At 66.7% G+C, this 25,943-nt stretch carries 25 protein-coding genes; 10 read left to right on the top strand and 15 right to left on the bottom strand.

Annotated elements, in window-relative coordinates; translation table 11 throughout:
• Positions 1 to 34 precede the first annotated feature (34 nt).
• Positions 35 to 2,152 carry an alpha/beta hydrolase-fold protein gene (locus EV650_RS29220; RefSeq protein WP_134122176.1) on the top strand — a complete coding sequence of 706 codons (2,118 nt, stop codon included), beginning with the start codon at positions 35 to 37 and terminating at the stop codon, positions 2,150 to 2,152.
• A gap of 191 nt (positions 2,153 to 2,343) precedes the next feature.
• Here EV650_RS29220 and EV650_RS29215 read toward each other — a convergent pair whose 3' ends face one another.
• The 7 genes from EV650_RS29215 to EV650_RS29185 are packed head-to-tail and all read right to left on the bottom strand — an operon-like array spanning position 2,344 to position 8,981.
• On the bottom strand, positions 2,344 to 2,904 hold the full coding sequence (locus tag EV650_RS29215) for a DNA-3-methyladenine glycosylase I (RefSeq protein ID WP_134122175.1): 561 nt from the start codon (positions 2,902 to 2,904) through the stop codon (positions 2,344 to 2,346).
• Complete coding sequence (locus tag EV650_RS29210; protein ID WP_134122174.1) at positions 2,901 to 3,353, bottom strand: SRPBCC family protein; 453 nt, start codon at positions 3,351 to 3,353, stop codon at positions 2,901 to 2,903. The genes EV650_RS29215 and EV650_RS29210 overlap by 4 nt, the downstream gene beginning before the upstream one ends.
• Positions 3,353 to 5,659 carry a DivIVA domain-containing protein gene (locus tag EV650_RS29205; protein WP_238174594.1) on the bottom strand — a complete coding sequence of 769 codons (2,307 nt, stop codon included), beginning with the start codon at positions 5,657 to 5,659 and terminating at the stop codon, positions 3,353 to 3,355. The genes EV650_RS29210 and EV650_RS29205 overlap by 1 nt, the downstream gene beginning before the upstream one ends.
• 53 nt (positions 5,660 to 5,712) lie before the next feature.
• On the bottom strand, positions 5,713 to 6,561 hold the full coding sequence (locus EV650_RS29200) for an LOG family protein (RefSeq protein WP_134122172.1): 849 nt from the start codon (positions 6,559 to 6,561) through the stop codon (positions 5,713 to 5,715).
• Positions 6,562 to 6,598: 37 nt separating this feature from the next.
• Entirely contained in the window at positions 6,599 to 7,666 is a 1,068-nt protein-coding gene (gene dapE, locus EV650_RS29195) for a succinyl-diaminopimelate desuccinylase (protein WP_134122171.1), read from the bottom strand.
• Positions 7,667 to 8,350, bottom strand: coding sequence for a VOC family protein (locus EV650_RS29190; RefSeq protein ID WP_134122170.1), 684 nt, complete (start codon positions 8,348 to 8,350; stop codon positions 7,667 to 7,669).
• 10 nt (positions 8,351 to 8,360) lie between these two features.
• Positions 8,361 to 8,981, bottom strand: a complete 621-nt coding sequence (locus tag EV650_RS29185) for a CGNR zinc finger domain-containing protein (protein ID WP_134122169.1) — start codon at positions 8,979 to 8,981, stop codon at positions 8,361 to 8,363.
• 63 nt (positions 8,982 to 9,044) lie between these two features.
• Between EV650_RS29185 and EV650_RS29180 the strand changes: the two genes are divergently transcribed.
• Together EV650_RS29180 and EV650_RS29175 are read left to right on the top strand one after the other, a co-directional pair.
• Entirely contained in the window at positions 9,045 to 9,695 is a 651-nt protein-coding gene (locus EV650_RS29180) for a pyridoxine/pyridoxamine 5'-phosphate oxidase (protein ID WP_134122168.1), read from the top strand.
• A complete protein-coding gene (locus tag EV650_RS29175; protein ID WP_134122167.1) occupies positions 9,686 to 10,351 on the top strand; it encodes a maleylpyruvate isomerase family mycothiol-dependent enzyme in 666 nt (221 codons plus the stop codon). The genes EV650_RS29180 and EV650_RS29175 overlap by 10 nt, the downstream gene beginning before the upstream one ends.
• A gap of 1 nt (position 10,352) precedes the next feature.
• Here the strand turns inward: EV650_RS29175 and EV650_RS29170 are convergent, their stop codons facing one another.
• The 4 genes from EV650_RS29170 to EV650_RS29155 all read right to left on the bottom strand — a co-directional run bounded on the left by EV650_RS29170 (position 10,353) and on the right by EV650_RS29155 (position 15,554).
• Positions 10,353 to 12,254, bottom strand: coding sequence for a DUF5005 domain-containing protein (locus tag EV650_RS29170; protein WP_166678308.1), 1,902 nt, complete (start codon positions 12,252 to 12,254; stop codon positions 10,353 to 10,355).
• A 198-nt stretch (positions 12,255 to 12,452) separates the two neighbouring features.
• Positions 12,453 to 13,250, bottom strand: coding sequence for a carbohydrate ABC transporter permease (locus EV650_RS29165; protein WP_134122165.1), 798 nt, complete (start codon positions 13,248 to 13,250; stop codon positions 12,453 to 12,455).
• Complete coding sequence (locus tag EV650_RS29160) at positions 13,240 to 14,127, bottom strand: carbohydrate ABC transporter permease (RefSeq protein WP_202874970.1); 888 nt, start codon at positions 14,125 to 14,127, stop codon at positions 13,240 to 13,242. The genes EV650_RS29165 and EV650_RS29160 overlap by 11 nt, the downstream gene beginning before the upstream one ends.
• A 65-nt stretch (positions 14,128 to 14,192) precedes the next feature.
• Entirely contained in the window at positions 14,193 to 15,554 is a 1,362-nt protein-coding gene (locus tag EV650_RS29155; RefSeq protein ID WP_134122163.1) for an ABC transporter substrate-binding protein, read from the bottom strand.
• 216 nt (positions 15,555 to 15,770) lie between these two features.
• Here EV650_RS29155 and EV650_RS29150 point away from each other — a divergent pair, with 216 nt between their 5' ends.
• The 3 genes from EV650_RS29150 to EV650_RS29140 all read left to right on the top strand — a co-directional run bounded on the left by EV650_RS29150 (position 15,771) and on the right by EV650_RS29140 (position 18,436).
• The gene (locus EV650_RS29150; protein ID WP_238174512.1) at positions 15,771 to 16,433 is read left to right on the top strand and encodes a KpsF/GutQ family sugar-phosphate isomerase; all 663 of its coding nucleotides are present in this window, start codon (positions 15,771 to 15,773) and stop codon (positions 16,431 to 16,433) included.
• A complete protein-coding gene (locus EV650_RS29145) occupies positions 16,430 to 17,368 on the top strand; it encodes a ribokinase (RefSeq protein WP_134122161.1) in 939 nt (312 codons plus the stop codon). Before EV650_RS29150 ends, EV650_RS29145 begins: the two co-directional genes overlap by 4 nt.
• A 69-nt stretch (positions 17,369 to 17,437) precedes the next feature.
• Complete coding sequence (locus tag EV650_RS29140; protein ID WP_134122160.1) at positions 17,438 to 18,436, top strand: LacI family DNA-binding transcriptional regulator; 999 nt, start codon at positions 17,438 to 17,440, stop codon at positions 18,434 to 18,436.
• A 602-nt stretch (positions 18,437 to 19,038) separates the two neighbouring features.
• Here EV650_RS29140 and EV650_RS29135 read toward each other — a convergent pair.
• The gene (locus tag EV650_RS29135) at positions 19,039 to 19,605 is read right to left on the bottom strand and encodes a CGNR zinc finger domain-containing protein (RefSeq protein ID WP_134122159.1); all 567 of its coding nucleotides are present in this window, start codon (positions 19,603 to 19,605) and stop codon (positions 19,039 to 19,041) included.
• Between the two features lie 102 nt (positions 19,606 to 19,707).
• Here EV650_RS29135 and EV650_RS29130 point away from each other — a divergent pair, with 102 nt between their 5' ends.
• Positions 19,708 to 20,880: an epoxide hydrolase family protein gene (locus EV650_RS29130; protein ID WP_134122158.1), complete on the top strand. Its 1,173-nt coding sequence runs from the start codon at positions 19,708 to 19,710 to the stop codon at positions 20,878 to 20,880.
• Positions 20,881 to 21,063: 183 nt separating this feature from the next.
• On the opposite strand, the gene EV650_RS29125 is transcribed toward EV650_RS29130, so the two are convergent.
• On the bottom strand, positions 21,064 to 21,534 hold the full coding sequence (locus tag EV650_RS29125; protein ID WP_166678307.1) for a DUF4265 domain-containing protein: 471 nt from the start codon (positions 21,532 to 21,534) through the stop codon (positions 21,064 to 21,066).
• Positions 21,535 to 21,747: 213 nt separating this feature from the next.
• Between EV650_RS29125 and EV650_RS29120 the strand changes: the two genes are divergently transcribed.
• Both EV650_RS29120 and EV650_RS29115 read left to right on the top strand, forming a co-directional pair.
• Complete coding sequence (locus EV650_RS29120) at positions 21,748 to 21,987, top strand: hypothetical protein (protein ID WP_134122156.1); 240 nt, start codon at positions 21,748 to 21,750, stop codon at positions 21,985 to 21,987.
• 20 nt (positions 21,988 to 22,007) lie between these two features.
• The gene (locus EV650_RS29115; RefSeq protein ID WP_134122155.1) at positions 22,008 to 23,132 is read left to right on the top strand and encodes a hypothetical protein; all 1,125 of its coding nucleotides are present in this window, start codon (positions 22,008 to 22,010) and stop codon (positions 23,130 to 23,132) included.
• A 1-nt stretch (position 23,133) separates the two neighbouring features.
• On the opposite strand, the gene EV650_RS29110 is transcribed toward EV650_RS29115, so the two are convergent.
• The gene (locus EV650_RS29110) at positions 23,134 to 24,027 is read right to left on the bottom strand and encodes a Rossmann-fold NAD(P)-binding domain-containing protein (protein ID WP_134122154.1); all 894 of its coding nucleotides are present in this window, start codon (positions 24,025 to 24,027) and stop codon (positions 23,134 to 23,136) included.
• Positions 24,024 to 24,866, bottom strand: a complete 843-nt coding sequence (locus EV650_RS29105) for a phosphotransferase family protein (RefSeq protein WP_134122153.1) — start codon at positions 24,864 to 24,866, stop codon at positions 24,024 to 24,026. The genes EV650_RS29110 and EV650_RS29105 overlap by 4 nt, the downstream gene beginning before the upstream one ends.
• Before the next feature lie 53 nt (positions 24,867 to 24,919).
• Here EV650_RS29105 and dapD point away from each other — a divergent pair, with 53 nt between their 5' ends.
• Entirely contained in the window at positions 24,920 to 25,858 is a 939-nt protein-coding gene (dapD, locus tag EV650_RS29100) for a 2,3,4,5-tetrahydropyridine-2,6-dicarboxylate N-succinyltransferase (protein WP_134122152.1), read from the top strand.
• Positions 25,859 to 25,943 lie beyond the last annotated feature (85 nt).

Below are 25,943 nucleotides of genomic sequence, written 5' to 3'. Positions count from 1 at the left end.
GTAATCGTTTACGTAAGCGATTACAACCGGTGCTGTGAGGAAACTGCTGCTGCCTGTCCTGACCGCCGCCACGCTGGTCGGGAGCTTCGTCGTCCCCGGTTCGGCCGCCCAGCCGACCGCCGCCCCCGGTGTGATCACCACCGCGAGCCTGCCGTCGCCCACGCTGGGCGAGAACATCAACTACAACGTCTACCTGCCCGCGGGGTACGCCGACTCGGACCGCCGTTACCCGGTCATCTACCTCCTCCACGGCCGCGGCGACTCGATGAGCGCCTGGACACAGGTGAAGAGCCGGCTCGACGAGATGATCGGGGCCGGCGAGATCCCGCCGACGATCGCGATCATGCCGGACGCGCCGTGGAGCAGCCGGGCGAGCTGGTACGTCGATTCTGCTTACAAGGGAGCCGATCCCGGCCGACCGGTCGAGACGGCGTTCTTCCGCGACCTGATCCCGCAGATCGATGCGACGTACCGGACGATCGCAGACCGGACCGGGCGGGCGATCGCCGGATATTCGATGGGTGGCGCCGGTGCGCTCCGGTACTCCCTCGCGCACCCGACTGTCTTCGGCGCGGCGATCGCGCTCAGTCCGGCGGTCTACTTCCCGCTCCCGCCGTCCGACTCGAGCACTCGCGATTTCGGTGCCTTCGGCAAGGGTAAGGATCCGTTCTCGGAAGCGACGTACCTGAAGCTCAACTGGCCGGCAGCGCTGAAGTCCTTCGCGGCGACCGGACTGCAGTCTCATCTCTACATCGCGGTCGGCGACGATGAGTACAAGAACCCGAAGCCGATCGACGCCACCCACGACCTCGACTTCGAGGCGCACGTGGTCTTCAACCAGGCGTCCCGGGTGCCGAACCTGACGTCGGAGTTCCGCGTCGTCGACGGCGGGCACGACTGGGACGTCTGGGGGCCGACGTTCACCGAGGGTGCGAAGTACATCTTCCAGTACATCGGCAAGCCGCCGGCCACGCCCATGCAGGCGACGATCACCGGTACGGCGGGCGACGACTTCGCCGGCGGGATCGCGACTGATGCCTCAGGCAACGTTTATCAGGCGGTCGCGGCGTCGGGTGCGCTGGACGGGCAGCCGTACGCCGGTGGGACGGACGTCGCTCTGATCAAGTACCGGCCGGACGGCTCGCGCGAGTGGACGCGTTCGCTCGGATCGAGTGGGACTGAACGTGCGTACGGCGTCGCTGTCGATGCGGACGGGCGAGTCATCGTGACCGGGTACACGAACGGCGATCTGGACGGCTCGCATGCCGGGAACGCGACGGACGATGCGTTCGTGGCGCAGTACGACGCTGCTGGGAATCGGCGGTGGTTGACGCAGTTCGGCGTACCCGGGGTAGCGGATCGCAGCTACTCGGTGGCGGTCGACGGGTCGGACATCTACGTCGGCGGCTACACGAAGGGCGCCCTGGGTGGCGCGAATGCAGGTGACAAGGATCTGTTTGTCGCTCGGTTGGATGGTGACGGACAGCAGGTGTGGTTGCGGCAGACGGGTAGTGCGGGCGAGGACAAGGGGATGGCGATCGCGGTGTCCAATGGCGCGGTCTACTTGGCTGGGATGACGGCCGGGGAGCTCGGTACGTCAGCTGGCGGCCTGGACGGCTTCCTTACGCGCTACTCAACCGATGGCGATCCGGTGTGGACCAAGCAGTTCGGCACAGCTGCGTCCGATGAGGTCTGGGGGCTGGCGCCGGATCCTGCGGGTGGGGTCTATCTGACCGGGTACACAGCCGGCGACTTCGCGGGAACGTTGGTTGGCGACAAGGACATCCTGGTCGCACGTGCCGATGAAGATGGCGCTCTGACCTGGCGCGACCAGTTCGGAACGACCGGCAACGACAAAGGCGCTGCGATCGGCGTCGACGCGAGCGGCAACGTGTACGTCGGCGGCTTCACCGACGGGTCGTTGGAGACGCCGCTCGGCAAGTTCGACGGGGTGTTGACGAAGTACTCGCCCGATCACACCCGCACCTGGACGCGACAGTTCGGTACTGCGGACGACGACGCCGCGGACCCCTTCGCCGAAGCGAATCTCTACCTCACCGTGACGCCGACCGGCACCCAGCTCAGTGGGCTGACCGGAACGAATGTGTTCCGGACAGCCTTCACCGGCGAGGGCCTCAATAACCTTCCATAGAACGTTTGGTGGGCTCCCAGACCGCGTTCCGGCAGGGCGAGTCACGGCCGGACAACCACCTGACAGCCGGGGAGCCCGCCAACCACCACATCACGTTCTGTACCCGTTGCACAACTCGTTCAGCCGTTTGTGTTTTGTCGTAACCAAAGTTCCTTTTGCATATGCAAAAGGCAGCTGCACGTGCACGAGATTTACCGGGCTATACAGGTCTTCAAGTGGTCGTTCACGATGCCTGTCGCCTGCATCAGCGCGTACGCCGTGGTGGGTCCGACGAAGACGAAACCCTTCTTCTTCAGGGACTTCGACATGGCCACGGACTCAGGTGTGGTGGCCGGCACGTCGGCCATCGTCCTGGGCGCTTTGTGCTTGGCCGGCTGGAAGGACCACAGCAGCTCGGTGAACTCGCCGTCGTCCAGCTCGAGCAGCGCGCGAGCGTTCGCGATCGTCGCGTTGATCTTCAACCGGTTGCGGACGATGCCGGTATCGGCCATCAGTCGCTGGAAGTCGGCGTCGTCGTACTTCGCGATCGCCTCCGGGTCGAACTCCGCGAACGCCGTACGGAAGTTCTCCCGCTTGCGCAGGATCGTGATCCACGACAGACCGGACTGAAACCCTTCCAGCGTCATCCGCTCGAACAGACCGACGTCGGTGCGGATCTCCTTGCCCCACTCGGTGTCGTGATACTCGATGTACTCCGGGGCAGACGTCGCCCACCCACACCGCGGTTGCCCGTCCGGACCGATCACCGTCACGCGTGCACCTCCCGCACAAGCCGACGCAACGAGCGCCGCATCATCGCCTCGAACACCGGCCGCACCACAACCCACCCCGCCGTACCAACCCGCCCCAACGGCGGCACAACGTCTTCAGCCCAGGTGAACCTGCTGCCGCCTGACGAGCCCGCGGTGATCGTGAACGTGCCGGTGCCGCGGACCACCGTGCCAAGGTGTTTCACCGTGCACTCGCGCGGTGGATCCCAGTGTGTGATGACCATGTCGTCAGTGAACCCGATGCCACCGACAGAAGTTCGCGCCGCAACCCCACCGCCGACACCGGTCCCGTCGTTCTCAGTAGCCCAGACGCGAGTGAACAGCATCCACCGGGACTGACGCTCCCAGTCCATCACCACGTCCCACGCATCCTCCGGCGCCAGCCCCAGTACGACAGACGCCTCCGCGTGACAACTCCCCGTCCCGTCCATCAGCTAGGCCGCTGATAGGCCCCTTCACCCTGCTGATCCGCCGGCGGCCAAAACTGCCACCCCTCCCCCTCCTCCGGCTCATCAGCCCGCACCCCGTCCCCCTGCGGCTCCTGCTCAGCCGACGTCCAGTGGGAAGAAGCGGCCTGCTCCCCAGCAGTCTCCTGCTGCGCAGTAGACGCTTGCTGCTCCTGCTCCTGCTCTTGACGCGGCTGCGGCTGGTACGACGCCTCCTGCTCCGGCTCGTACTGCGTCGTCTGCTCCTGCACCTGCTCGTCACGCACCTGCCGCTCGTCCGGCGATGGCTGCTGGCGCGTCACGTGCTGCTGAAGGTTGGGCTCGGCCGAGGTCCAGTGCGAAGAAGCCGCCTGCTCGGTAGCAGTCTCCTGCTGCGCGGCGTATGCCTGCTGCTCCGGCGCATACTGCGACTCTTGCGCCTGCCCATTCCACTGCGAAAGAGGCGGCTGCTGGGCTGCAGCCTCCTGCTGCGGTGCGGGCGCCTGCTGCTCGTACGGCGACGTCTGCTGCTCCGGCTCGTACGGCGACGTCTGCTCCTGCGCGACGTACTGCGGAGTCTGCTCGGCCGACGTCCAGTGGGAAGGAGCCGGCTGCTCGGCAGCGGTCTCCTGCTGCTGGGCGTACGGCTGCTGTTCCTGCGCCGGGTACTGCGGCTCTTGCGTCTGCCCGTCCCACTGCGAAAGAGGCGGCTGCTGGGCGGCAGCCTCCTGCTCCGGTGTGTGCGCCTGAACCTGCTCGTCACGCGGCTGCGGTTCATTCGACGGCCGCTGGTCAAACGACGGCGGTTGCGGCGTCCTGTGCTGAGGATGCTGATCGGGCTGTGTCCAGGGCTGGGCGACCGGCTGGTTGGCCGTCGGCTCCTGCTGTGGGGAGCGAGGCTCGTCCTGAGACGTCCAGTGCGAGGTCGAGGCAGCCTGATCGAACGCCGCTTGTTCCTGGGAGTCCACTGGGTGCTGCGGCTGCGACGTGGCGGCGTACGGCGTCTGCTCGTCCCGCGGCTCGGTCGTGGCAGCTCGTCGCGCCTGCTCTACCTGCGGCTCCGTCGTGGCGCCTGGCGGCGACTGCTCGGCCTGCGGCTGCGCGGTGGCGGCACGCGGCAGCTGGTCGTTCTGCGGCTGTGCCGTCTCGTCATCCGGCTGTGCGGTCGCGGCCTGGCGCGGCTGCTCGTCGTGGGGCTGCGTTGTGGCGGCTTGTGACGGCTGCTCGTCCTGCGGCTGTGCCGTCTCGCCGTCCGGCTGGGCTGTCGCGGCCTGGCGCGGCTCGTCCTGCGGCTGCGCTGCGGCGGTTTGCGACGACTGCTCGTTCTGCGGCTCCGTCGTGGCGGCTTGCAGCTGCGTTGCGGCGGCCTCCGGCGCCTGCTCATCTTGCGGCTGCGCTGTGGCGGCGTGCGGCGGCAGCTGCTCTTGCGGCTGCTGAGTGGGGATGGCGGGGGTGCGGCGGGGGGTTACTGGTTGGGACTGGGATTCGAGGAGGGCTCGGGCCTCGGCCTGGAGGCGCTCGTATTCATCCGCAGCAGCTGCGTGGCTCGCTCGCGGGAGCTCAGATGTCTCCGGCTCGTCGTCCGAAGTCTCAAAACCTGATGCCTCAGCCCGGCCCTCGGCTCGCGAAGGGTTGGCCGCAGAGGTCTCAGCGGAGAGTGCGTCCGCAGACGGGTTGGCGGCAGACGGGTTGTCCACCTGCGGGAGCTCCGCGGTGGAGCCGGTCCCCGGCCCGTCGGCAGTCGCGTTCCCCGCGCCCGCCCCGGAGGGGAGGCCCGGCGCCCCAGAGGCGAGACCCGGCTGCTCAGAAGCGAGACTCTGCTGCTCGGAGGTCGAGCTGGCGCCCGAAGCCCCAGCCGCCGCCTCAGCCGCGGACGACTCAGTCGGGTCGGTGGCGGGTGAGGACTGCGGGAGTTGGATGTTGGGGAAGTCGCCGCCTACGAGGACCGGTTGGTGGGGGCCGGTGTCTTCGAAGGCTTCGGTGTCGTAGCGGGATCTGGAGGTGAAGCCGACGCCGTCGGGAGTATCCACGATTGGGGCGACCGCTCGCTCCAGGTCCGCGATCCGGCGGTCGCGTTCGGCGACCTCCTTGGCGACGCGTTCGAGGAGGGTGTCGACCTCGTCCATCCGGTAGCCGCGTACGCCGACGCCGAATCGCGTCGACTCGATGTCGGTCGACGTGAGCGCCTGTCGTGCCGGCACGGTCATGTCGGGCCGGTCGTCGTACGCCGTACTCATGGCACCCCAACGACCCGAGGCCACTACCGCGACAGCCCCGATCAACACCACGACGATCAGCCCGAAGAACCACATCACGGGACCGATCGTGCCATGCCGCACGAGTCAACCGCACAAATACCCAGGATTCAGCTCCCGTCGGACCCCAGCCGACGCGCCTTGGAGGACGACTCCTCGACCTCCCGCGCGGCCGACCCGGCGGCGTCCTGGGCGGCGGCGTCGGCCAGCTCGCCCGCCTTCATCACGTAGCTGACCGCCTCGTCCACGTCGTCGGTGACCGTGAACATGTCCAGATCGGCCGGCGAGATCTTTCCGTCCTCGAGCATGGTCGTCCGCAGCCAGTCGACCAGGCCGCCCCAGTACGCCGTACCGAACAGCACCACCGGGAACGACGTGACCTTCCGCGTCTGCGCCAGCGTGAGCGCCTCGAACAGCTCGTCCAGCGTGCCGAAGCCGCCCGGCATCACCACGAACCCCTGCGCGTACTTCACGAACATCGTCTTGCGGGTGAAGAAGTACCGGAAGTTCATCCCGATATCGACCCACTCGTTCAGGCCGTTCTCGAAGGGCAGCTCGATCCCGAGCCCGACCGACAAGCCGCCGGCCTCGGACGCACCCTTGTTCGCCGCCTCCATCACGCCCGGACCTCCACCGGTGATCACGGCGTACCCGGCCCCGACGAGCTTGCGGCCGCACTCCTCCGCGGCGGCGTACATCGGATCGTCCGGCTTGGTGCGCGCCGAACCGAACACGCTGATCGCCGGCCCGAGCTCGGCCAGCATGCCGAACCCCTCGATGAACTCCGACTGGATCCGCAGCACCCGCCACGGGTCGGTGTGCACCCAGTCCGACGGTCCGCGGCTGTCCAGCAACCGCTGCTCGGAGGTGGAGTGCTGCACCTGCTTGCGCCGCATCACGATCGGCCCGCGCTGCTGCTGGCCGACCGGTCGGTCGGGGTGGATCGATGGTTCTGACATGCGTCCAGATTATGGCCTGTCCGGTAACGCTGACGGCTCAGGCGCGGCCCGTCAACCAACTCCTCAACCGCTGTTCACACAGCTCGATCTCGGCCTCGGGCACGAATTCGTCCTGCTTGTGCGCGTACAGCGGGTCGCCCGGACCGTAATTCACCGCCGGTACGCCGAGCAGCGTGAACCGCGCGACGTCTGTCCACCCGAACTTCGGCTGCGGCTCTCCCCCGGCCACCTGCAGGAACGCCGCCGCGGCCGGCCGCTCCAGCCCAGGCATCCCGCCCGGCGCCGAGTCCGTCACCACCACGTCGTACCCCTCGAACACCTCGCGCACATGCGCCTCGGCCTCCGCCTCGGACCGGCTGGGCGCGAAGCGGTAGTTGACCGCGACCGTGCACAGATCGGGTACGACGTTGCCCGCGACACCGCCCGTGATCGCGACCGCGTTCAGCCCCTCGCGGTACTCGAGGCCGTCGATGAGCACCCGGCGCGGTTCGTACGCCGAGAGCCGCGCGAGCACCCCGCCCGCCGCGTGGATCGCGTTCTTGCCCATCCAGGACCGGGCCGAGTGCGCGCGCTCGCCGCGGGTGGTGATCTCGATCCGCATCGTGCCCTGGCAACCGGCCTCGACGACCGCGTTCGACGGCTCCATCACGACCGCGAACACGCCCTCGAGCAGCTCAGGATTGGAGCGGGTCAGTTTGAAGAGACCGTTGCGCTCGGCCTCGATCTCTTCGCAGTCGTAGAAGACATAGGTGATGTCCCGGTTCGGCTCGTCGAGGGTCGCCGCGAGCCGGAGCGCGACCGCGACGCCGCCCTTCATGTCGCAGGCGCCGAGCCCGTGGATCAGGCCGTCGGCGCGGCGAGCCGGGAGGTTGTCGTTGAGCGGGACCGTGTCGAGATGACCCGCGATCACGACCCGCTCGTCCCGGCCGAGGTCGGTCCGCGCGACAACGGTGTTGCCGTGGCGGAACACCTTCAAATGCGGGTACGCCGAGAGCGCCGCCTCGACCTTGTCCGCAAGCTCCTCCTCCGTCCCACTGACCGACGAGACGTTCACCAACGCCTCGGTCAGATCCGGCCCGGACACGGTCAGGTCGAGCTTCGTCATTCAGGACTCCTTCGGCGGCAAGAAAACGCAGAACTCGTTGCCCTCGGGGTCGGCGCAGACGTGCCAGCCGATCTCGTCGTCCTTGGGCCGCAGCAGTGTCGCACCCGCGTCGAACACCGGCTGCAGGGCGGGCGCGCTGACGTCCCAGTGCACTCGATTCTTGACGGTTTTGGGCTCGGGCACCGGGTTGAACACCCAGTACCTGAACGGCAGGCCTGGCGCATTCTCGAGCCAGTAGTACGGTGCGCCCGGCCGACTCGAGACGTCGACGCCGAGCACACCCGCCCACCAACGCGCCTGCGCCTCCGGCTCGGCCGAGTCGACGACCAGCTCCATCAGCCGGTACGCCGGAACCGTCGCCCGGACGAATCCGCAGAACTCCCCACCCTCGGGGTCCGTCATCACCGTCCACTGCTGTTGTTCGCTCTCCGGGACCAGGACCTCCGCGCCCTGCCGCTCGAGGTCCTCGATCGCGCCGGTGATGATGTCGAGGTGGACCCGGTTCTTGACCGTCTTCGACTCCGGGACCTTGCACATCCAGATCGTCTTCTCCGGTACGTCTCCGACCAGCACGTTCGGGTTGTCGGCGGGCGCGGTCAGGCCGATCACCCCACCCCAGAACGCAGCCATCTCACTCGGCGACGACACGTCGACACACAAGTCCTTGAAACGCGCGATGGTCATAGCGCACAGGTTATCCATGGCGCTTTCTGTAGTGCCGGTTCACCCGCTCGCGGTTGCCGCAGGACGGCGAGCACCAGGTCTGGCGCGGGTCGTCCTGCAGGAAGTACTTCACACACCGCGCCGCCGGACACGCCCGCAACCGCTCCCGATCCGAGCTCGCCAGGAAGTCGATCGCCGACCTCCCCACCGCTCCGACGAGCAGGGCGATGGGGTCGTCGGTCCGACCCACCCACCGCGTCACCGGCGCACCACCCTCCGGCCAGTCCAAATGCGTCGCACCGAGTCGATCCGCCGCCCGGTTGACCATCCGCAGCGCAGCGTCCACATCGATCAGCCGATCCGCGTCCGCCTTACTCGGCGCCCCAGGCGCCACCGCCCGAGCAAACAACGCCCGCACCGCCCCCCGAACTTGCACCAACTCATCCCGTACTCCGGACTCGGGGAGGATTTCAGCCCGATTCGGGCGCATAAACCTCCCCAAGTCGGACGTTGGGCCTAACACCTGGGCGACCAACTGCTCGTGGGCGGCCAGCCAGGCTGCCGTCTGCTCTGGAGTGGACAGCAGGTCGGCGACGCCGCCGTGGCCGTTGTGCTTGATGGTTGCCGCGAGGGCGAAGGCCAACGTGCTCATCAGGCGATCCTAATGGGATATCCGGTTGCTGCCATGTGAATACATCGCCTAGGGTCTCGAACCGTGACCGACCTCCGCACCCGGCTCCGCGCCGTACCCACGCTGACCGGCACCCCACCCACCTGGGATCCCACGCGCACTCCCGACACGCCGCATCCGCTCTTCGTCGACTGGCTGCTGACCGCGATCGACCAGCAGGTGCCGGAGCCGTGCGCCGCGACCCTGTCCACGGTCCGTGCCGACGGCCGGCCGAACGGGCGGGTCCTGATCCTCAAGAACGTGACGGACGACGGCTGGCAGTTCGCGTCGTCCTCGACCAGCCGCAAGGGCGAGGAGCTGGCAACCTCGCCGTACGCCGCTTTGACGTTCTACTGGATCCCGCTGGGCCGGCAGGTCCGCGTACTGGGCCGAGTCGAGCCGGCTGAGCCGGAAGAGTCAGCGCAAGACTTCCTGCTCCGGTCCGCGCCGGCCCGGGCAGAGGCGCTGGTCGGACGGCAAAGCGCCGTACTCGAAGACCCCTCCGACATCGACGCGGCAGTGAAGGAACAGTCCGATCGGATCGCGATCGAGCCCGAGCTGGTCGCGCCGAACTGGACGCTGTACACGCTGCATGCCGAGGAGGTCGAGTTCTGGCAGGCTGACCCGGACCGCCGGCACGCGCGCCTCCGCTACCGCCTGACCGATCACTGGACGAAGGAGCTGCTGTGGCCCTGACCGACGTACGCACCGCCGCCGACCAACTGCTAGCGCTGGTCGCGGACCTCGACGACGCAGCGGCTCGCGCCGACTCGGCCCTCCCCGGCTGGTCCCGCGGCCACGTCATCACCCACATCGCCAACTTCTCCGAGGGCATGACCCGTCAGGTCGAGGAAGCGCTGCAGGGCGGGTTGGTCGAGATGTACGACGGCGGTCGTCCAGGCCGAGACTCCGCCATCGAGGACGGTGCCGACCGCCCCGCCGCCGAGCTCAGCTCCCACCTGACGCAAGCCGTCACCGCGCTGATGGCCTCGTGGGACAAAGTCAGTCCCACCGACTGGCCCCTGCCCATCCTGCACCGCAACAGCAACCTGTCCGCCGGCCTGCAAGCCACCTGGCGAGAACTCACCATCCACACCGCAGACCTCGACCTAGGCGTCACTCCTGCCAGCTGGTCCGAGTCCTTCTGCCTGCACCTACTCGACTTCCTCCGCCCCCGCACCCCCGACAACGTCCACCTGATCCTCCAGTCCCCCAGCGCCACCTGGGAGAACGGCACCGGCGAAGACGTCCGACTAGAAGGCGCCCTAACCGACCTGACCGCCTGGTACGCCGGCCGCACCACCCCCGGCCCGATCACCGGCCCCACCCCGGACCTCCTCCCCTGGCCGTAGCTCAGCTGACGGTGAAGTCGTCGACCTGGATCCACGTGTCGAGGTTGGGGGCGTTGAAGCCGGCGTAGACGGTCAGCTCGTGTACGCCGTCCGGGACCTTCACCGTGACCTCGTGGTGGACGTACGCCGTGCCGGCTCCGAAAGTGGTGCTGGCGAGGTCTGTAGCACCGGAGCGGACGCCGAAGCGGCCCTGGTCGGCGGGGAGGTTCGCGGAGGCGTTGATCCACGAGCCGAAGGTGTACGTCGCACCCGGGGTGACAGGGACCGTTTGGTACAGGTCACTGAACCCCGTGCAGGTGCAGCGGATCCAGCCGTTGTTGGCGCCGGAGTGCGCGAAACCGAGACCGCGGTCGACACCGTTCCCCGCCGTACCCTCGAAGAGCCAGGCAGGTTTGCCGCCGCCGGCGCCTTCGAAACCGCCGTCCGCGAGCTGAGGCACGAAGCGCACGGCGAGCTCAGAGACAGTCGTGTACGAACGCGTCCCGCCAGGCAACCCGATCACCCGCACGCCTTCGGTCTCCTGCACAGGAAAGCTAATCGTGTACGTCGTATTCGCGCCGGCCGAAGCATCACCCGGGTACGCCGGTGACACGGTCTGCGAACCGACCTCGATCCAGGAACCGTTCTGCTTGACCTGCACCCGCGGCCGCCCGGTGAAGTACCCGCCCTCAGCCGACACCGCACCCGATGTGAACTCGACGTCGTTGACCTTGTGTCGCGAAGGCCACTCGTACCCCCACCACGAAGCGCCCTTCACCTCGTCGTCGAAGTCGGACTCGCTCCCGGTGCGAGCGCCGTCGTTCATCAACGCGAGACTGCCCGACTGGGTCGACTTGGAGATCGCCACGGCACCGGTCGACGGCGCGGCGAGGTTGTCGGATCCGGGCAGGTTGTCGGCGGGCGCGGGGGACGACGGCGTCAGTACGAGCTTCCGCAGATTGAAGTTGTAGACCGACGTCCCGATGCCACCACCGCCGCACGGGCACACGTTCGCTTGGATGTACATCGTCTTGCCGTCCGGCTGGACGAACTTCGACGGGATGGTCACGCCGTACCCGCCGTACTTCGACGTCGACCACGGATAGCCGCCGAAGTCCTTGCTCATAAAGTGTTTCCACGGACCCCACGGCGTCGGCGACTCGTAGAACTCGAACGTGTACTCCGTCCAGGACGTGTAGACATAGCGCTTCTGCTTCGGGAGGTACGTCACGCCACCCTGGCTGATCACGCTCAGGTTGGACGCGTTCGTGCCGTACGTCTGCGCATAGAGGCGGCGGGTATCGGTCAGCACCGGCTTGCGATCCGCGATCTTCGAGGTCCAACCAGAACCCGTGTAGAACTTCCAGGCGCTCCTGTCCTGGACCTTGTTCTTAGGAACACGGGCGAGGAAGACGCTCTGCGGATCCGCGACTGTGTCGTCGAACGAGTCCCGCCAGTTGCCGTCCAGCCCATAGGCATAGACATAGCCGTCAGGAGCCAGCCCGCCACCGCGACCGAAGTCCGCGAACCAGATCGTCGTGAACACGTGGTCCGAGAACATCGGCCGCGACTTGTCCCACGTCCAGGTCCGACCGTGGTCCGTCGACTTCAGGATCGTCGCCGCCGGTACGTCGTTGAAGTCCAAAGCGAGATCCTGGACCGCCAGGTACAGCGTGTCCCCGACGCACACCATCCCGGTCGGCTTCCGGTTGTAGCCGGGACCGCTCCAGACCGAACCGACCTGGTCGCCCTTCGAGATCGTTGCCCCGGACAAGTTTCCTGGCGTGCCGTTGATCTCGCTGACCGCGATGTCGGCGAAGTCTCCGTCAGTACTGAACCCCTTGCCGTCACCGTTGGCGGCGTACACCTTGTCGTTCCCGGACCAGCAGGACGGCCAGAGATCACCGTCACTGTTACTGGGCATGCCTCTTGACTCCACCTGCGCCGTGCCGATCGGGGCCGCCATACCAAACGGTTTGGTATGCCCGGCTGCAGCAGAAGCAGTCGGCGATTGCAAGTCGGCGGAGGAATGGGTGAGCAGGGTCGCCGTTCCGAAGACCAGCGGCAGGACGGCGAGTAAGGCCCCACGCTTCATAGCAGTTCCTTCACTTGAGGCAGTCCTTCACTTGAGGCCGGTCGTCTTCATCGCGTCGACCAGCCGGCGCTGGCCCGCGACGAACACCACGACCGTGGGAATGGCCGCGATCACGGCGGCCGCGAGGATGAGGTTCCAGGCCGAGGCGTACTGCCCCTGCATGCCGGAGACACCGAGCTGGATCACGCGCAGGTCCGGGTTCCGAGTGATGGTCAGCGGCCAGAGGAACGCGTTCCAGTTGGCCAGGAAGAACAGCACCGACAACGACGCGAGGACCGGCCGACTGAGCGGCAGGATGACGCTCCAGTACCGGCGCCAGTACCCGCAGCCGTCCAGGTCGGCCGCCTCCTCGAGCTCACGCGGGATGTTCAGGTAGTACTGCCGGAGCAGGAAGATGCCGAACGCGTGGAAGATGCTCGGCACGATCAGACCGGCATAACTGTCCAGCAGTCCTAGTTGCTTTGCCACTAGAAACAGCGGAACTAGTATCACCGGCAGCGACACGAGCAGCGTCGACATGATCCCGGAGAAGATGATCCCCCGCCCCGGGAACCGCAGCCGGGCCAGCGCGTACGCCGCCATCGAGTGGAAGAACAACGCGACCACGGTGACCGTCACCGCCACGATCGCGGAGTTCACCATGAACCGCGGCATCGGGATCTTCAGCAGCACGTACTGCAGGTTGTCCAGAGTCCAGGTCGAAGGCCATCCGAAGTTGAACACGTCCTCGGCCGGCTTGAGCGCACTGATCAGGATCCACAACAACGGCGCCACCGCGATGATCGCGAGGACGTGAGCCAGGATGGGGAAGAATCTAATCTTCATCGAAGCGACCCCCTCGGGTGAAGCCGAACATCAGCCCGGTACAGACCACGAGAATCGCGACGACCATGGTCGTCAGCGCAGCGGCGTACCCCATGTTGTTGAAGGTGAAGGCCTGCTCGTAGATGTAGAGGACGACCGTGCTGGTCGCGCGCGCTGGACCACCCTTGGTGAGCACGAACACCAGGTCGAAGGCCTGCAGACCGGTGACCGCGCCGATCGTCGAGTTGACCACGACGAAGAAACTGGTTGGCCGGAGCAACGGCCAGATCACGTACCGGAATCGTTGCCACGAGCCCGCACCGTCGATCTGAGCAGCGTCCTCGAGTTCCTTCGGCACATCCTTCAGACCGGCCAGGAAGACCAGCATCTGATACCCCATCAGGAACCAGACGCTGATCACCACATAGGTGCCGAGAGCAAGAGACGGCGTACCGAGGAAGGACACGTCGCCGAGACCGAGTGGTGCGAGCAGCTTGGACAACGCGCCGCGCTTGTCGACCAGGAGGAACTGCCAGATCAGGCCGACCACGACCAGGCTGACCACATTCGGCAGGAAGAACGCCGACCGTACCCAGCTGATGCCTTTGAAGTGGTTCCGGACCAGCATGGCCAGCGCGAAGCTCACGACAAAGGCGATCGGCACGAACGCAACCACATACGTCGCGGTGACCCGCAGCGACGCCCACAGCTGGTCGTCCCCGGCCATCAGCTTGTAGTTGGCCAGACCAACGTAGGAGTAGTTGCCGAAGCCATCGACCTTGAAGAACGCGACCCCGAAGGCGAGCACCATCGGGATCGCGACGAAGATCAGCAGGCCGATCGTGTCCGGCGCGAGGAACGCGTACGCCGCCAACGCCTCGCGCCGCTTCCTCGTCATACCTGCCTTGGGCTTCGCCCGTACGCGAGCCATTGGCTTGGCTGGAGGGGCAGTTGTCGTCACCATCAGCTGATCGGTGCGCCCTGGTAGGTGTTCAAGAAGGTGTCGATCTTCTCCGCCGCATCAGCCGCCGCCTTCGCCGGGTCGGCCGCGTTCAGCTGGCAGGCCTGGATCGCGTCGGCGATCGGCTGGTATACCTCCGGTGGGAAGCGCGGCTCCGGCTTGCCGGTCGGCGCGATCTGGCTGACGAACTTCTTCAGCGCGCCATCGGCGAACGCACCCTTCGCATCGGCGGCCTGCTGCACCGACTTCCGCGGCGGCAGGTTGGTCTTGACCACGGTGTTCCACTGCCGCTGCCGTTCGATGCCGGCAGCATCGGTCGAGCCGAGCGCCCAAGCGATGAACTTCGCGGCAGCCTCAGGGTTCTTCCCCTTGGAGTTGGCCACGAACGCCCAGCCGCCAAGGTCGGTGGCCGCCGAGCCGCCATCCGGAGTAGGCAGCGGAATGATGCCGTACTTGAAGTTCTTCGCCTTGGTCCGCATGTCGGCGACCGCCCAGATGCCGCTCTGCTGCATCGCGGCCGCGCCGGAGCCGAGGTTCGACACCACATCACCGCCACCGTCGCCGAGGGCCTTGCGCGGGGCAACCTTGTTCTTGACCGTGTCGCCCCAGAACTTCAGCGCCTGCACGGCGGCCGGCGAGTCGAACGCGGACTTGCCGTCCTTGATCGCATTGCCGTCGCCCTGCCACATGAACGGGTACCAGGTGAAGTTCTGGTAGTAGCCCGGCGTGGTCTCGAACATCACGCCGTACCGGTCCTTGCCGGTCAGCTTCTGCGCGATCGCGAGCGTCTGGTCCCAGGTCTTCGGCAGGTCGGCCTCGGACAGGCCGGCCTTCTCGAACGCGGTCTCGCTGTAGTACATCGCGAGCGGCTCGATCTCCATCGGCAAGCCGTAGACCTTGCCGTCAACGCTGCGCGCCTCGAGCAGACCAGGCAGATAGTCCTTCCTGGCCTCGTCCGGCAGCGCCGTACCGAGATCCTGCAGTACGCCGCCGTTGTAGTAGCGGAGGAAGTCGCCCGGGCTGATCAGGAAGATGTCGGGACCCTGACCGGACTGGAACGCGGTCTGCAGGGTGGTCCCATTCAGGTAGTCCTTGCCGGGGATGTAGCGCAGCTTGACCTTGACGTCGTTGTTCTTGTTCCACTCCGCGACCGTGTCGACGAACCACTTGCTCTGCGGGCCTTGGTCGTCGGACGGACCGTAGAAGTTCCAGAACGACATCTCCTTGGCGTTGCCGCCGGAGTCGTCGCCACCGCACGCGGACAGCAGCGGTAGGCCGGCAGCCGACGCGGCGAAGGCGCCCAGACCACCGCGGAGTACGGACCGGCGGCTCAACTGCCTGACAGGGGAGGGTGTTGCGGCCATCAGGTGCTCCAGAAAAGTGTCTCGAAGGGCGGCAATCGATTTCTCGCAATTTACGAGGAGCGGCCTGAACGGTCAAGGGCTCAGCCGATGACGATGTGGTCAGCCCGGCCGATTCGCATGTGTGGGCAGAGGATTCGACCTGGGTGCAGACGTTGACACCACCCGACCTCGCTGCCTAATCTGCGGAAATCGATTTCTGAGCTGAGAGGCGCTGGGATGCCAGTTGTGCCGAACCGTGCGTCTGCCCACCGCACGGCCGACGAGCTGTCCAGGGACCTGGTCGCCCGGGGATTGCAAGCGGCGCGCGACGCCATCGAGACCGAGGCCGCGGCCGTGTCGGCGCTGGCGGACCGGCTGGACGGAGTCTTTCTGGAGGTGCTGATCGCAGTCGCCCAGTGCGAGGGTCACCTCGTCGTGACCGGTCTCGGGAAGTCTGGTTTGGTCGGCCGGAAGATCGCCTCGACGTTGGCGAGCACGGGTACGCCGGCCACGTTCATCCACTCTGGCGATGCGTTGCACGGCGACTCCGGTGCGGTGACGACGCGCGATCTCGTCCTGGCGCTATCGGCGTCCGGTGAGACGACCGAGGTCTGCGAGTTCGCTCGAATGCTGCGGGCGCGGGCGATCCCGGTGATCGCGATGACGGGTCGCGAAGAGTCGACGCTGGCCCAGTTGGCGACGTACACGCTGGACACGATGGTGCTTCGCGAGGCGGATCCGTTGAACCTCGCGCCGACGGCGTCGACCACGGCCTCGTTGGCGATGGGTGATGCGCTGGCCTGCGCTCTCGTCGTACTGCGATCTTTCAGTCATCACGATTTCGCGCAGTTCCATCCATCCGGTGCCCTAGGCAAGCGTCTGGCAGAGGACCAGGCATGAACGATGTGTGTGTACTTGGGTCGTTCATGAAGGATCTGGTCGCGTCGGCGGAGCGGCGGCCGTTGCCGGGTGAGACGTTGCACGGGACCGGGTTCGCGGAATTCCTCGGCGGCAAGGGGGTGAACCAGGCGATCGCGGCGGCGCGGATGGGCGCGCGGACCGCGATCGTCGGAACGATCGGCGAGGACCGGTACGGCGAGGAGTTCCTCGAGCTGCTCTCATCGAACGGGGTCGACACCTCGTGGATCGTGCGGCATCCGTCGCTGGGGACCGGGGTCGGACTGCCTTTGGTGCTGCCCGATGGCGGGAACTCGATCATCATCGTGTCCCGCGCGAACGCGGCGATCACCACTGCGGACGTCGAGGCCGCGGCGGACGTGCTGACCGCGAGCAAGGTGCTGAGCGTCCAACTCGAACTCCCGGTCGACGCCAGCCACACCGCCCTCCGGCTCGCCTCGACCGCGGGCGTCACCACGATCCTGACCCCGGCCCCTGTCGGCCCGGTCGATCCGTCGCTGGCGTCGTACGTCGACATCCTGGTGCCGAACGAGGTTGAGGCGGCGGCGCTGACCGGACTGGACTGCAACGACGAGTCGCAGGTGCCGATGATCGCCCGCGAACTCGCCGAGGACTGGGATCTTCGGGCGTGCGTGGTGACGCTCGGGGCCCGCGGTGCGTTCGTATTGGACCGGATCGGCGGGTTCGAGGAACGGATCGCGGCTCACGACGTCGACACCGTCGACACGGTCGGCGCCGGGGACGCGTTCTGCGGATCGCTTGCCGCCTCGCTCGCGGACGGGGCCGGTCTTGTGGACGCCGTACGCCTGGCGAACGCGGCGGGCGCACTGTCCACCACGGTGAACGGCGCAGCCGACTCGGCGCCCGATCGAGTTGCGGCTGCAGCGCTGCTGACCTCGGCTTTGCGGCCCAGATGACATCCTTGGGTTTGGATCGGGACTAAAGTGCGATCCAGACGACCAACGGATCTCCAGCGGGGAGCAGGTATGACGACGATCTACGACGTCGCGCGTAGGTCGGGGGTATCTCCGGCGACAGTGTCACGGGTGCTCAGCGGCCGGCGGAACGTGGATCCGGAGCTGTCCGAGAAGGTCCGCGCCGCGGTCGCGGAGCTCGGCTACCGCCCGAACGGCGTCGCCCGCAACCTGCGAAAATCTTCGACGAACCTCTGGGCCGTGGTCATCTCGGACATCGAGAACCCGTTCTTCACCTCGCTCGTACGGGGTCTCGAGGATGTGGCGCAGACCGAGGGGTACCACGTCGTACTGTGCAATTCCGACGAGGATCCGGCGAAGGAAGCGGCGTACGCGTCGGCGGTTCTGACCGATCAGATGGCGGGCGTGGTGATCTCGCCGACTTCGACGGCGGAGGGTGTGCAGCTGCTCGCGGACGCGAAGATCCCGCTGGTGATGATCGACCGGCGGGTCGAAGGGGTCGAGGCGGATACGGTTCTTGTTGACAACGAGCATGGGGCTTTTGAGGGCGTCAAGCATTTGATCGACGGCGGGTATCGGCGGATCGCTTGCATTACCGGGCCGCGCAAGGTCTCGACCGCGATGGACCGGCTTGCCGGGTATCGGTCGGCATTGCGGGCCGGTGGCATCCGGTACGACAAGGATCTGGTTCGGCATGCCGACTTCCGCGAAGCAGGCGGGTACGCCGCGATGGAAAGCCTGCTCGAACTCGCCGATCCGCCCGAGGCCTTGTTTGCCACGAACAACCTGATGACCGTCGGCGCGCTGGAATGCCTTGCAAAGAAGGGCCTCCGCTCGCCTGACGACATCGCCGTCGTTGGCTTCGACGACATCCCGTGGGCCGACCTGGTCGTCCCCAGCCTCACCACAGTCGCCCAACCGACGTACGAACTGGGCCGCACCGCCGGCATGCTGCTCAAGGACCGCACCGCCTCCCCCGGCCGCCCACCCTCCACAGTCACCCTCCGAACCGAACTCCACATCCGCGCAACCTCAGCTCCTAAGAAGTAGAGGACCCCGCCCAAAGGACACCGCTCCGCGGCGGCTGTCTTGTTAGCCGCCTCCGGCGGCGCGCGGAACCGTAGCAACGACGACCGCACTCCCGCCAACTGCTGGGATAGCCGAGGGGTGTACATCGGACACCGCTTCACGGCGGCTGTCCTACTGGCCGCCTCCGGCGGCGCGGGGCTGCACCACCGGGCGCACGCCCTGCGGCCAGCAACTGTGGTGATGCGAGGACCCCAGGTCGGACACCGCTTCGCGGCGGCAGACTTCTTGGCGAGAACGCGCGCTCGGCCGGCCGGCCCGCCGTCGACACCTGCTGGACAGTCAGCACATCAAGCAACGCGCCAAGACGAGTCCATGTTCAGGCTCGCCGCGCCCCGCCAGCGGTACGACACCGCAATGCCCCGGATCCGGCCGCCGCCCGCATCCCCGAGGTTCGTGAACCCGCCGAGTCGTGGCGTTCGGCTGGCGTGCGAAACCTCGAGTCGTGGATTTGGTCGACCGCGCCCGGCGTGTCCGCATCCGAATCCCACGACTCGGCGAACGGGTCGTCGTTAGCCGATGCAGTGACCCTGGCAGCGGCATACCGGGGCCTCCCACTGCCAGGGTCAGTCCAATGTTTTGCGGTGGTTGGCGTTGAAGCGGGCTTTCTTTTGGCGGTTGCCGCAGGTGTTCATGTCGCACCAGCGGCGGGTGCGGCTTTGGCTGGTGTCGAAGAAGGCGGCTTGGCAGGTTGGTGAGGCGCACAAGGCCAGTTTTCCGTCTCGTTCGCCTGCGATGATGCTGATCGCGTCGGCGGCGATCACGCTGAGGGCATCTGCCACGGGGGAAGCCGAGCTGAGCTGCCATCGCCGCTTACCCTCGGGCGTCAGAACAGCCGCGGGCCGACCCTGAGCGCTGCGGTCGTTGATGACTTGGACCGCGGCTGCGGGGAGAGCCTCCTGGGTCGCGGCCGCTGTCGCGGCGGCGTGAATCGACTCCCTCAGTTCGCGAGCGAGTTCGAGCTGGGCAGTGGTGCAGGAGTCCACGGCGAGGCCGCTCACGGCCAGCCAGTCGACGAGTCGCTGCGGCGTGGGAATGCGCTCGACTGCGTCGCCGTACCGCTCCGACAGGGTCCCCGTGAAGCTGGTCGCCAGCACGGTACCGAGGCGAAAGTCAGGGGACTCAGCAGGCATTGAACCACCTTAACCGGTTGCGGGCAGGCGTGACGACATGTTAGAACCGTCTTAGATGGTTCACACCAGCCGCAGCCGACTCCACGATGCTCAGGAGGACACATGCCGCGTCCGACCAGCGACGTACAAGCATTTGAAGCCCACGCAACTGACGCCGACCTCGACGATCTGCGCGCGCGATTGGCCGCGGCGCGACTACCGGAGGCCGAGACCGTCTATCGCGCCGGGCCTGACCCTCGCCGATGGGATCAAGGCGTTCCTCTGGCCGATCTCATCGATCTCGTGGACTACTGGCGCACTGGGTACAACTGGCGGCCGTTTGAAGAGCGCCTCAACAGCATCGGCCAGTTCCGTACGACGATTGATGGTCTGGGAATCCACTTCCTGCACCGGCGATCCGCGCGTACAGACGCCACTCCCCTGATCTTGACGCACGGCTGGCCGGGCAGCGTTGCTGAGTTCGTCGATGTCGTAGACGAACTGGCAGATCCGAAAGACGCAGACGCGCCGGCGTTCCACGTCGTGGTCCCATCGCTTCCAGGCTTTGGTTACAGCGATAAACCGGCCACCACCGGATGGGGAACGGAAAAGATCGCGGCCGCCTGGGTGGAGCTGATGGGAAGGCTCGGCTACAGCAAGTTCTTGGCCCACGGCGGTGACTGGGGTGGCAACATCACCACGGTTCTCGCCGGCAGGTTTCCGGGGCACGTTCTCGGCATCCACACAACGTTTGCAGAAGGACCGCCCGGGCTGCCGACCGACGGGTTGACAGCGGACGAGCGCAGGTGGACCGAGGAAACGCACGACTTCTGGCACCACCGCGCGGCGTACGCGAAGCAGCAGGCGACCCGGCCGCAGACCATCGGCTATTCGCTCGTCGACTCACCGGTCGGGCTTCTTGCCTGGATCCTCGACAAGTTCGCCGAGTGGTCCGACACCGAGGACAGCCCGTTCGAGACGATTTCCAGAGACCGCATTCTCGACGACGTCACCCTGTATTGGCTGACCCGGACCGGCGCATCAGCGGCCCGCATCTACTACGAAAGCCACAACTCCCTGGACCCCGACCTCCGGGTCGACGTCCCTTCAGCAATCACCACGTACCCCCGCGACATCGAGAAGTACCCACGCCCCTGGGCACAGGAACGCTACCGCCAGATAGTCCGCTGGACCACACCCAAAACCGGCGGCCACTTCCCATCGCTAGAGGTCCCCGACTACTTCATCAAAGACCTACAAGCCGGCCTCACAGCAGTCCTAGCCGCCAACCGGTGAAGGCGGGCGCGCCTGCACTCGATCACCGTCCCGATTCAGCTCAACCGCGAAGGCCTGCAGGCCAGAGCAGTTGTCGGAACCAGACCTGCTCGATTTGGTGTTCGAAGCCGAACGGCGCCAGGGAGATCCTCGCGATGTAGTTGGTCTCGGTGCGAAGGGCGGGTTCATTATGGACGATGACGTTCACAGCGTCCGGCCGGTTTCGTAGACGAGCTTTCCTTCATCTTGAGCCTGGGCGAGATAGTCGGCCAGTCTCTGAGGTGAATCTTTTTGCTCGATGTCCAGGGCGACGACGTTCTCTGAGAAGCGTTCCATGCGGATTGGGGCTTTGGCCAGATCGGTCATCACATCAGCTTGGAGGCGTGGTTCTGTTTGCCCGAAGTAGATTCGGAAGGTCAGGTGTCCCGAGGCGGCAATTACCCGGTCGAGAACGTAGCTCCCATCCTCGACGGCGCTGACAGCGACCATGTCACCTAAGGCGAGGTCGTAGATGAGGAATGGGATGCAGCATATTTCGTGGAGTTGGGTGGCTGGGTCGCGACGGGTCCACAGTTGCTCGGTGTGGATCGTCGATGATTCTTCGATCGGAGCGTTGACGATGAAGTTTGCGCGTTCGCGCCAGACAGGATCTCTATGCAGGGCATAGCCGATCATCGCGTCGCCTCCCGTGGCGCCAGTCGGGCCTCTCGTCGAGCACGATCGCTGCTCGGAGGCGCACGGATGAACCCTAGTCAACGAGCCTGCGATGCCGCGCTGGAAGCGCTGGCAATCTCCGAACGGCAGCTCCCACGCGTGCTCAGCGGACACCATTTCGAGCAGGGTCGAAAGGCAGGCGGGGTGAGCCGGTGGGGGCCTTAGCGTCGGGATGTGAGTGGTGATGAGGCTGGGGTGCGGATGGCGAGGGCTCGCGGGGTTCTGGATGGGGTGTTTGGGGTGGTGGGGCCGCCTGGGGAGTTGTTGGTGGCTGCTCGGGTGGGGATTGAGGAGATTGATCGGATCGCCAGTCAGGCAGGGGACATGGCGGAGGAGATGGCGTTGCTGGATTTGTGTGAGCCTCTTGAGCAGGTTGTTGAGGAGCTCGGGGAAGTTGTGGGAGACAGAAGTTGACCGAGGATCAGCCTTCGCGGATGCCGGAGTACTTCGAGTTGCTTGCGGATCTTCATCGTGAGGTGGCGGCGCGGCTGCCGCAGTTGAGTGGGGGCGGCGGGCGGTATCACCTGGCGACGTGGGGGCGGACGCGCGTTCGGAAGGACGGATCTGTCCAGATCGGGCGGCGGGATGGGCAGGTACTGCGTCAGCTGGCGGAGCGGAGCGGGTCGATCGAGGATCCGCGGCAGACGGCGCGGACCGTGGCGGCGCTTCAGAATGTCATTGCGGCGAACGTGCAGCTGATGGCTAACCCGACCGGTAGCTCGCAGAACCATCGTCGTGCGCGACTCGTGGCGCGGGACGCCGCTCGGGATGCGGCCGCTGGTGTCGCCGCTGGCGCTGTATGGGCCGGTGTGACCGCGATTCCATCCGGCTCGTCTAGCAACGTGCCGGCTTGGAATGTCGTGCACACCATGTCGACCGCGGTTCACGACATCGCGGCGCCGTTGGGGTTGACGTCGCCGTGGCAGATCGGGCTTGCGGTCGGTGGGGTTGGGGTTGCCGGCGCGGTCTCGGCGACGTGGATCGAGTCGCGGCACAACGACGTACTGGATTATGGGGCGGACAACGCGTGGGCGAAGGTTCATGGTCCGGCGATCTGCGAGGGGCTCGGGGTGCCTGAGCTGGCGGATGGGTTCAGGCAGGCGACGCCAGACTCGGCGACGGCGATCGCTGAGGGACTTGGTGAGCAGCTGAGCGCGTACACCGAGCTGGACAAGGCGAGTGCGTTGACCGCGTTGGTGCAGGCTGCTCCGGCCGAGCGCGCCGGCGCTATGGTCGACGTCCTGGCGAATGACAGCAGCTTGTCGGAGAAGACGCGTGGGCGTGCGATCGTCGCGGTGTACGACGCAATCGGCCGATCGCAGTCGTCAAGCACTACGGGCACGTCGGCCGTGAATGCCGCCGTCGGCGCGATCACCCGGGACGCACAGCCCGGGCACACACTGCTCCCAAAGACGGTCGACGCGGATCAGGCCAAAGCAGCCCAGGTGGCGCTGGGAGACATGGGACCGGCCGGAAGCGTGCCGAGGCCGCAGGCCGGTGATGGTGCCCGGGGCAACCAAGCCGGATCTCATGCAGCGAAGGACCGCGAGCGCGGGTGAATCAGTGCGGCGGATCCGGTGGGGTGTTCCCTTCCCTGATCCAAGCGATGTAGTCGCGGGCAGCGTCTTCGTCCGATCGCAACCGCAGTCCGGCGGTCAGAGCTCGAGTGTTGTCGAGTTGGAACGTGCCGTCGTTCGACCCGTCGCGGGGCAGATGGAAGCGGTCCTCGGACGGCTCCCAATCCACCGAACCGGCATTGGGTACGACGGAACGCCAAGCGTCGGCCAGGTCCGTCATCGTGCGGGTCGGCCCCACTGCGTTGTACGGCCCGCTCAACCCCTCGGCCGTAAGCCGGAGCAAGAAGGCGGCCAGGTCGCGGGCATCGATGTACTGGACAGGCTGGTCCGGGCGGGCAGCGCATTCCAGGGTCTCACCACGGCCAAGAGCCCAGCCCCAGTTGCCGAAGTCGGGGTTGTACGGGCCGACAACGAAACCGGAGCGGACGCCGGCCATGCGTTCGCCGAAAGTGGCGGTGAGCAACGATTCACACCGGACCTTCGAAGGGCCGTAGAGATCCATCGTGAAGTGATCCTCCGGGGCACCGGTCGGCCAGGGCAGCAGAGGAGCGGATTCCGTCATACCCGGCGTGGTCTTACTGGCGTAGACGGCGATCGAGGACATGTACGTGTAATGACCACAGCGATCCCGCAAGACTGAAGCACTCAGCCCGACATCGCGGACCAGGAAGCCGGACATGTCGATCACGCCGTCCCACTCGCCGGACGCCAGCGCGTCGGGTGCGGCCCGCTCGCCGACAAGCCGCCGTACAGAGGGAAAGAGACCAGGGTTCGTCAGACCGCGGTTGAAGAGCGTTACCTCGTGGCCGGAGGCAACGGCCGCCTCGACGACGTGGCGGCCGAGGTTCTTGGTGCCGCCGAGGACGAGGAGTTTCACGACAGCGCTCCGACGACGTCCGCAAGCTCGCTGAGCAGGCCGTCGATCCAATCCACCGATTCGGGGACTGTGCGCAGACCTTCCTCCATGACGAACCTCAACGCCACCAGGAAGAAGCAGCCGCCGCCGACCAGCAGCTGACGTTCGACCAACGCGGGATCGGTGCCCGCGGCATCGATGTAGTGGGCAACGATCGCAGCCCGGTCGTGACCGAGCGCCTCGGCGTCGCGGATCAGCGTAAAGAGGTCACTCAGATGCGGCGCCAGATAGGCGCCCGGCCAGTCGATCGCGGTCCATCGCGAGCCATCGGTGACCAGGTTCTTCGGCACGAAGTCCCCGTGTACGACGGCCGTCGGAGCGTCCCGATGCAACCCGGCCAGCGCCTCGGTCAGCGGACTGAGGTCGAAGTCGATCCGCCCGATCCGGTCCGCCAACTCCTTCACCCGCTCCGGCGGGAACTCGCTGCTGCCGGCAACCGGCTTCGACCGGATCCTCGCCACCAACTCGGCCGCCGCCAGGAATCCCTCCGCCGAAGGCTCCTGCTCCAGCGTCACCCGACCGGCATCCGCGAGCACGAGCACCCCGGCCTCGGCATCCCGCTCTCGATAAATCAACTCCGGCGCGGGCAGCTCCAGCGGTACGACGAAACGCTCGTACGCACCCGCCTCGTCAGCCTGACCATCGGTGCCGCGCTTCACGATCACGCTCCGCAGCCCGTACGACAGCCGCCAAACCTCCGACGATCCCCACTGCCGCAACAACTCCGCGTGTGCGGCGTCACCGCCCGGCGCTGCCAGAGCCTCCAGAACCACCTGACCAGGAACCCATGGAGGAAGCATCCGAAAAGTAGACCATGCACCGTCGGCGCCCGCGCTCGAATTAAGGTGTACGCATGACCGAGAACGCCACGCATGCCTGGGGCTTCGGCCTCGCCACTGTCACCGCCGCCGGAAACGTCCTCGACGTCTGGTACCCCGCGCCCGAACTCGGGGAGCGGCCAGTGGACACCAAGGCACCGGCCGAGCTGATCGCGGCCGAGGGCAACGACGACCTGCGACAGGTACGGCGTGAGGTCGTGGCGACCGAGATCACGCTCGACCAGGCCCCGGTCGGCGCCGCGGACGCGTACCTGCGGCTGCACCTCCTGTCGCACCGGCTGGTCAAGCCACACGGCGTGAACCTCGACGGCCTCTTCGCCGCCCTGCCGAACAACGCGTGGACCTCGCTCGGCCCGGTCCCGGTCGAGGAGATCGAGCAGGTGCGACTCCGCGCCCGCACGGCCGGTCAGCACCTGAGTGTGACCAGCGTCGACAAGTTCCCGCGGATGACGGACTACGTCGTCCCGAGCGGCGTACGGATCGGCGACGCGGACCGGGTCCGGCTGGGCGCACACCTGGCCGAGGGCACCACGGTCATGCACGAAGGGTTCGTGAACTTCAACGCCGGCACGCTCGGTACGTCGATGGTCGAAGGCCGGATCGTGGCCGGTGTCGTGGTCGACGACGGCAGCGACATCGGCGCGGGCGCGTCGATCATGGGAACGCTGTCCGGCGGTGGCAAGCAGGTCGTCTCGATCGGCAAGCGCTGCCTGCTCGGCGCGAACGGCGGGACGGGCATCTCACTCGGCGACGACTGCGTCGTCGAGGCCGGTCTGTACGTGACCGCCGGCACCAAGGTCACCCTCCCCGACGGCACCGTGGTCAAGGCCCGCGACCTGTCCGGTCAGCCCGGCCTGCTCTTCATCCGCAACTCGGTCACCGGCGCGGTCGAGGCTCGCCCGCGCAAGGGCGAGGGCATCGCGCTCAATGAGGCGCTGCACGCCAACGCCTGACCCTACGAAAGTATGACTTTTCCAACCAGCGTGAGGCTGCGCACGTCAACCAGATCGTGAACGCGGAACTAGTCCCCCGCCCCCA

This window comes from Kribbella kalugense (assembly GCF_004365875.1).
Taxonomy (GTDB): Bacteria; Actinomycetota; Actinomycetes; order Propionibacteriales; family Kribbellaceae; genus Kribbella; species Kribbella kalugense.
This window is presented reverse-complemented; position numbering and strand designations above follow the sequence as displayed.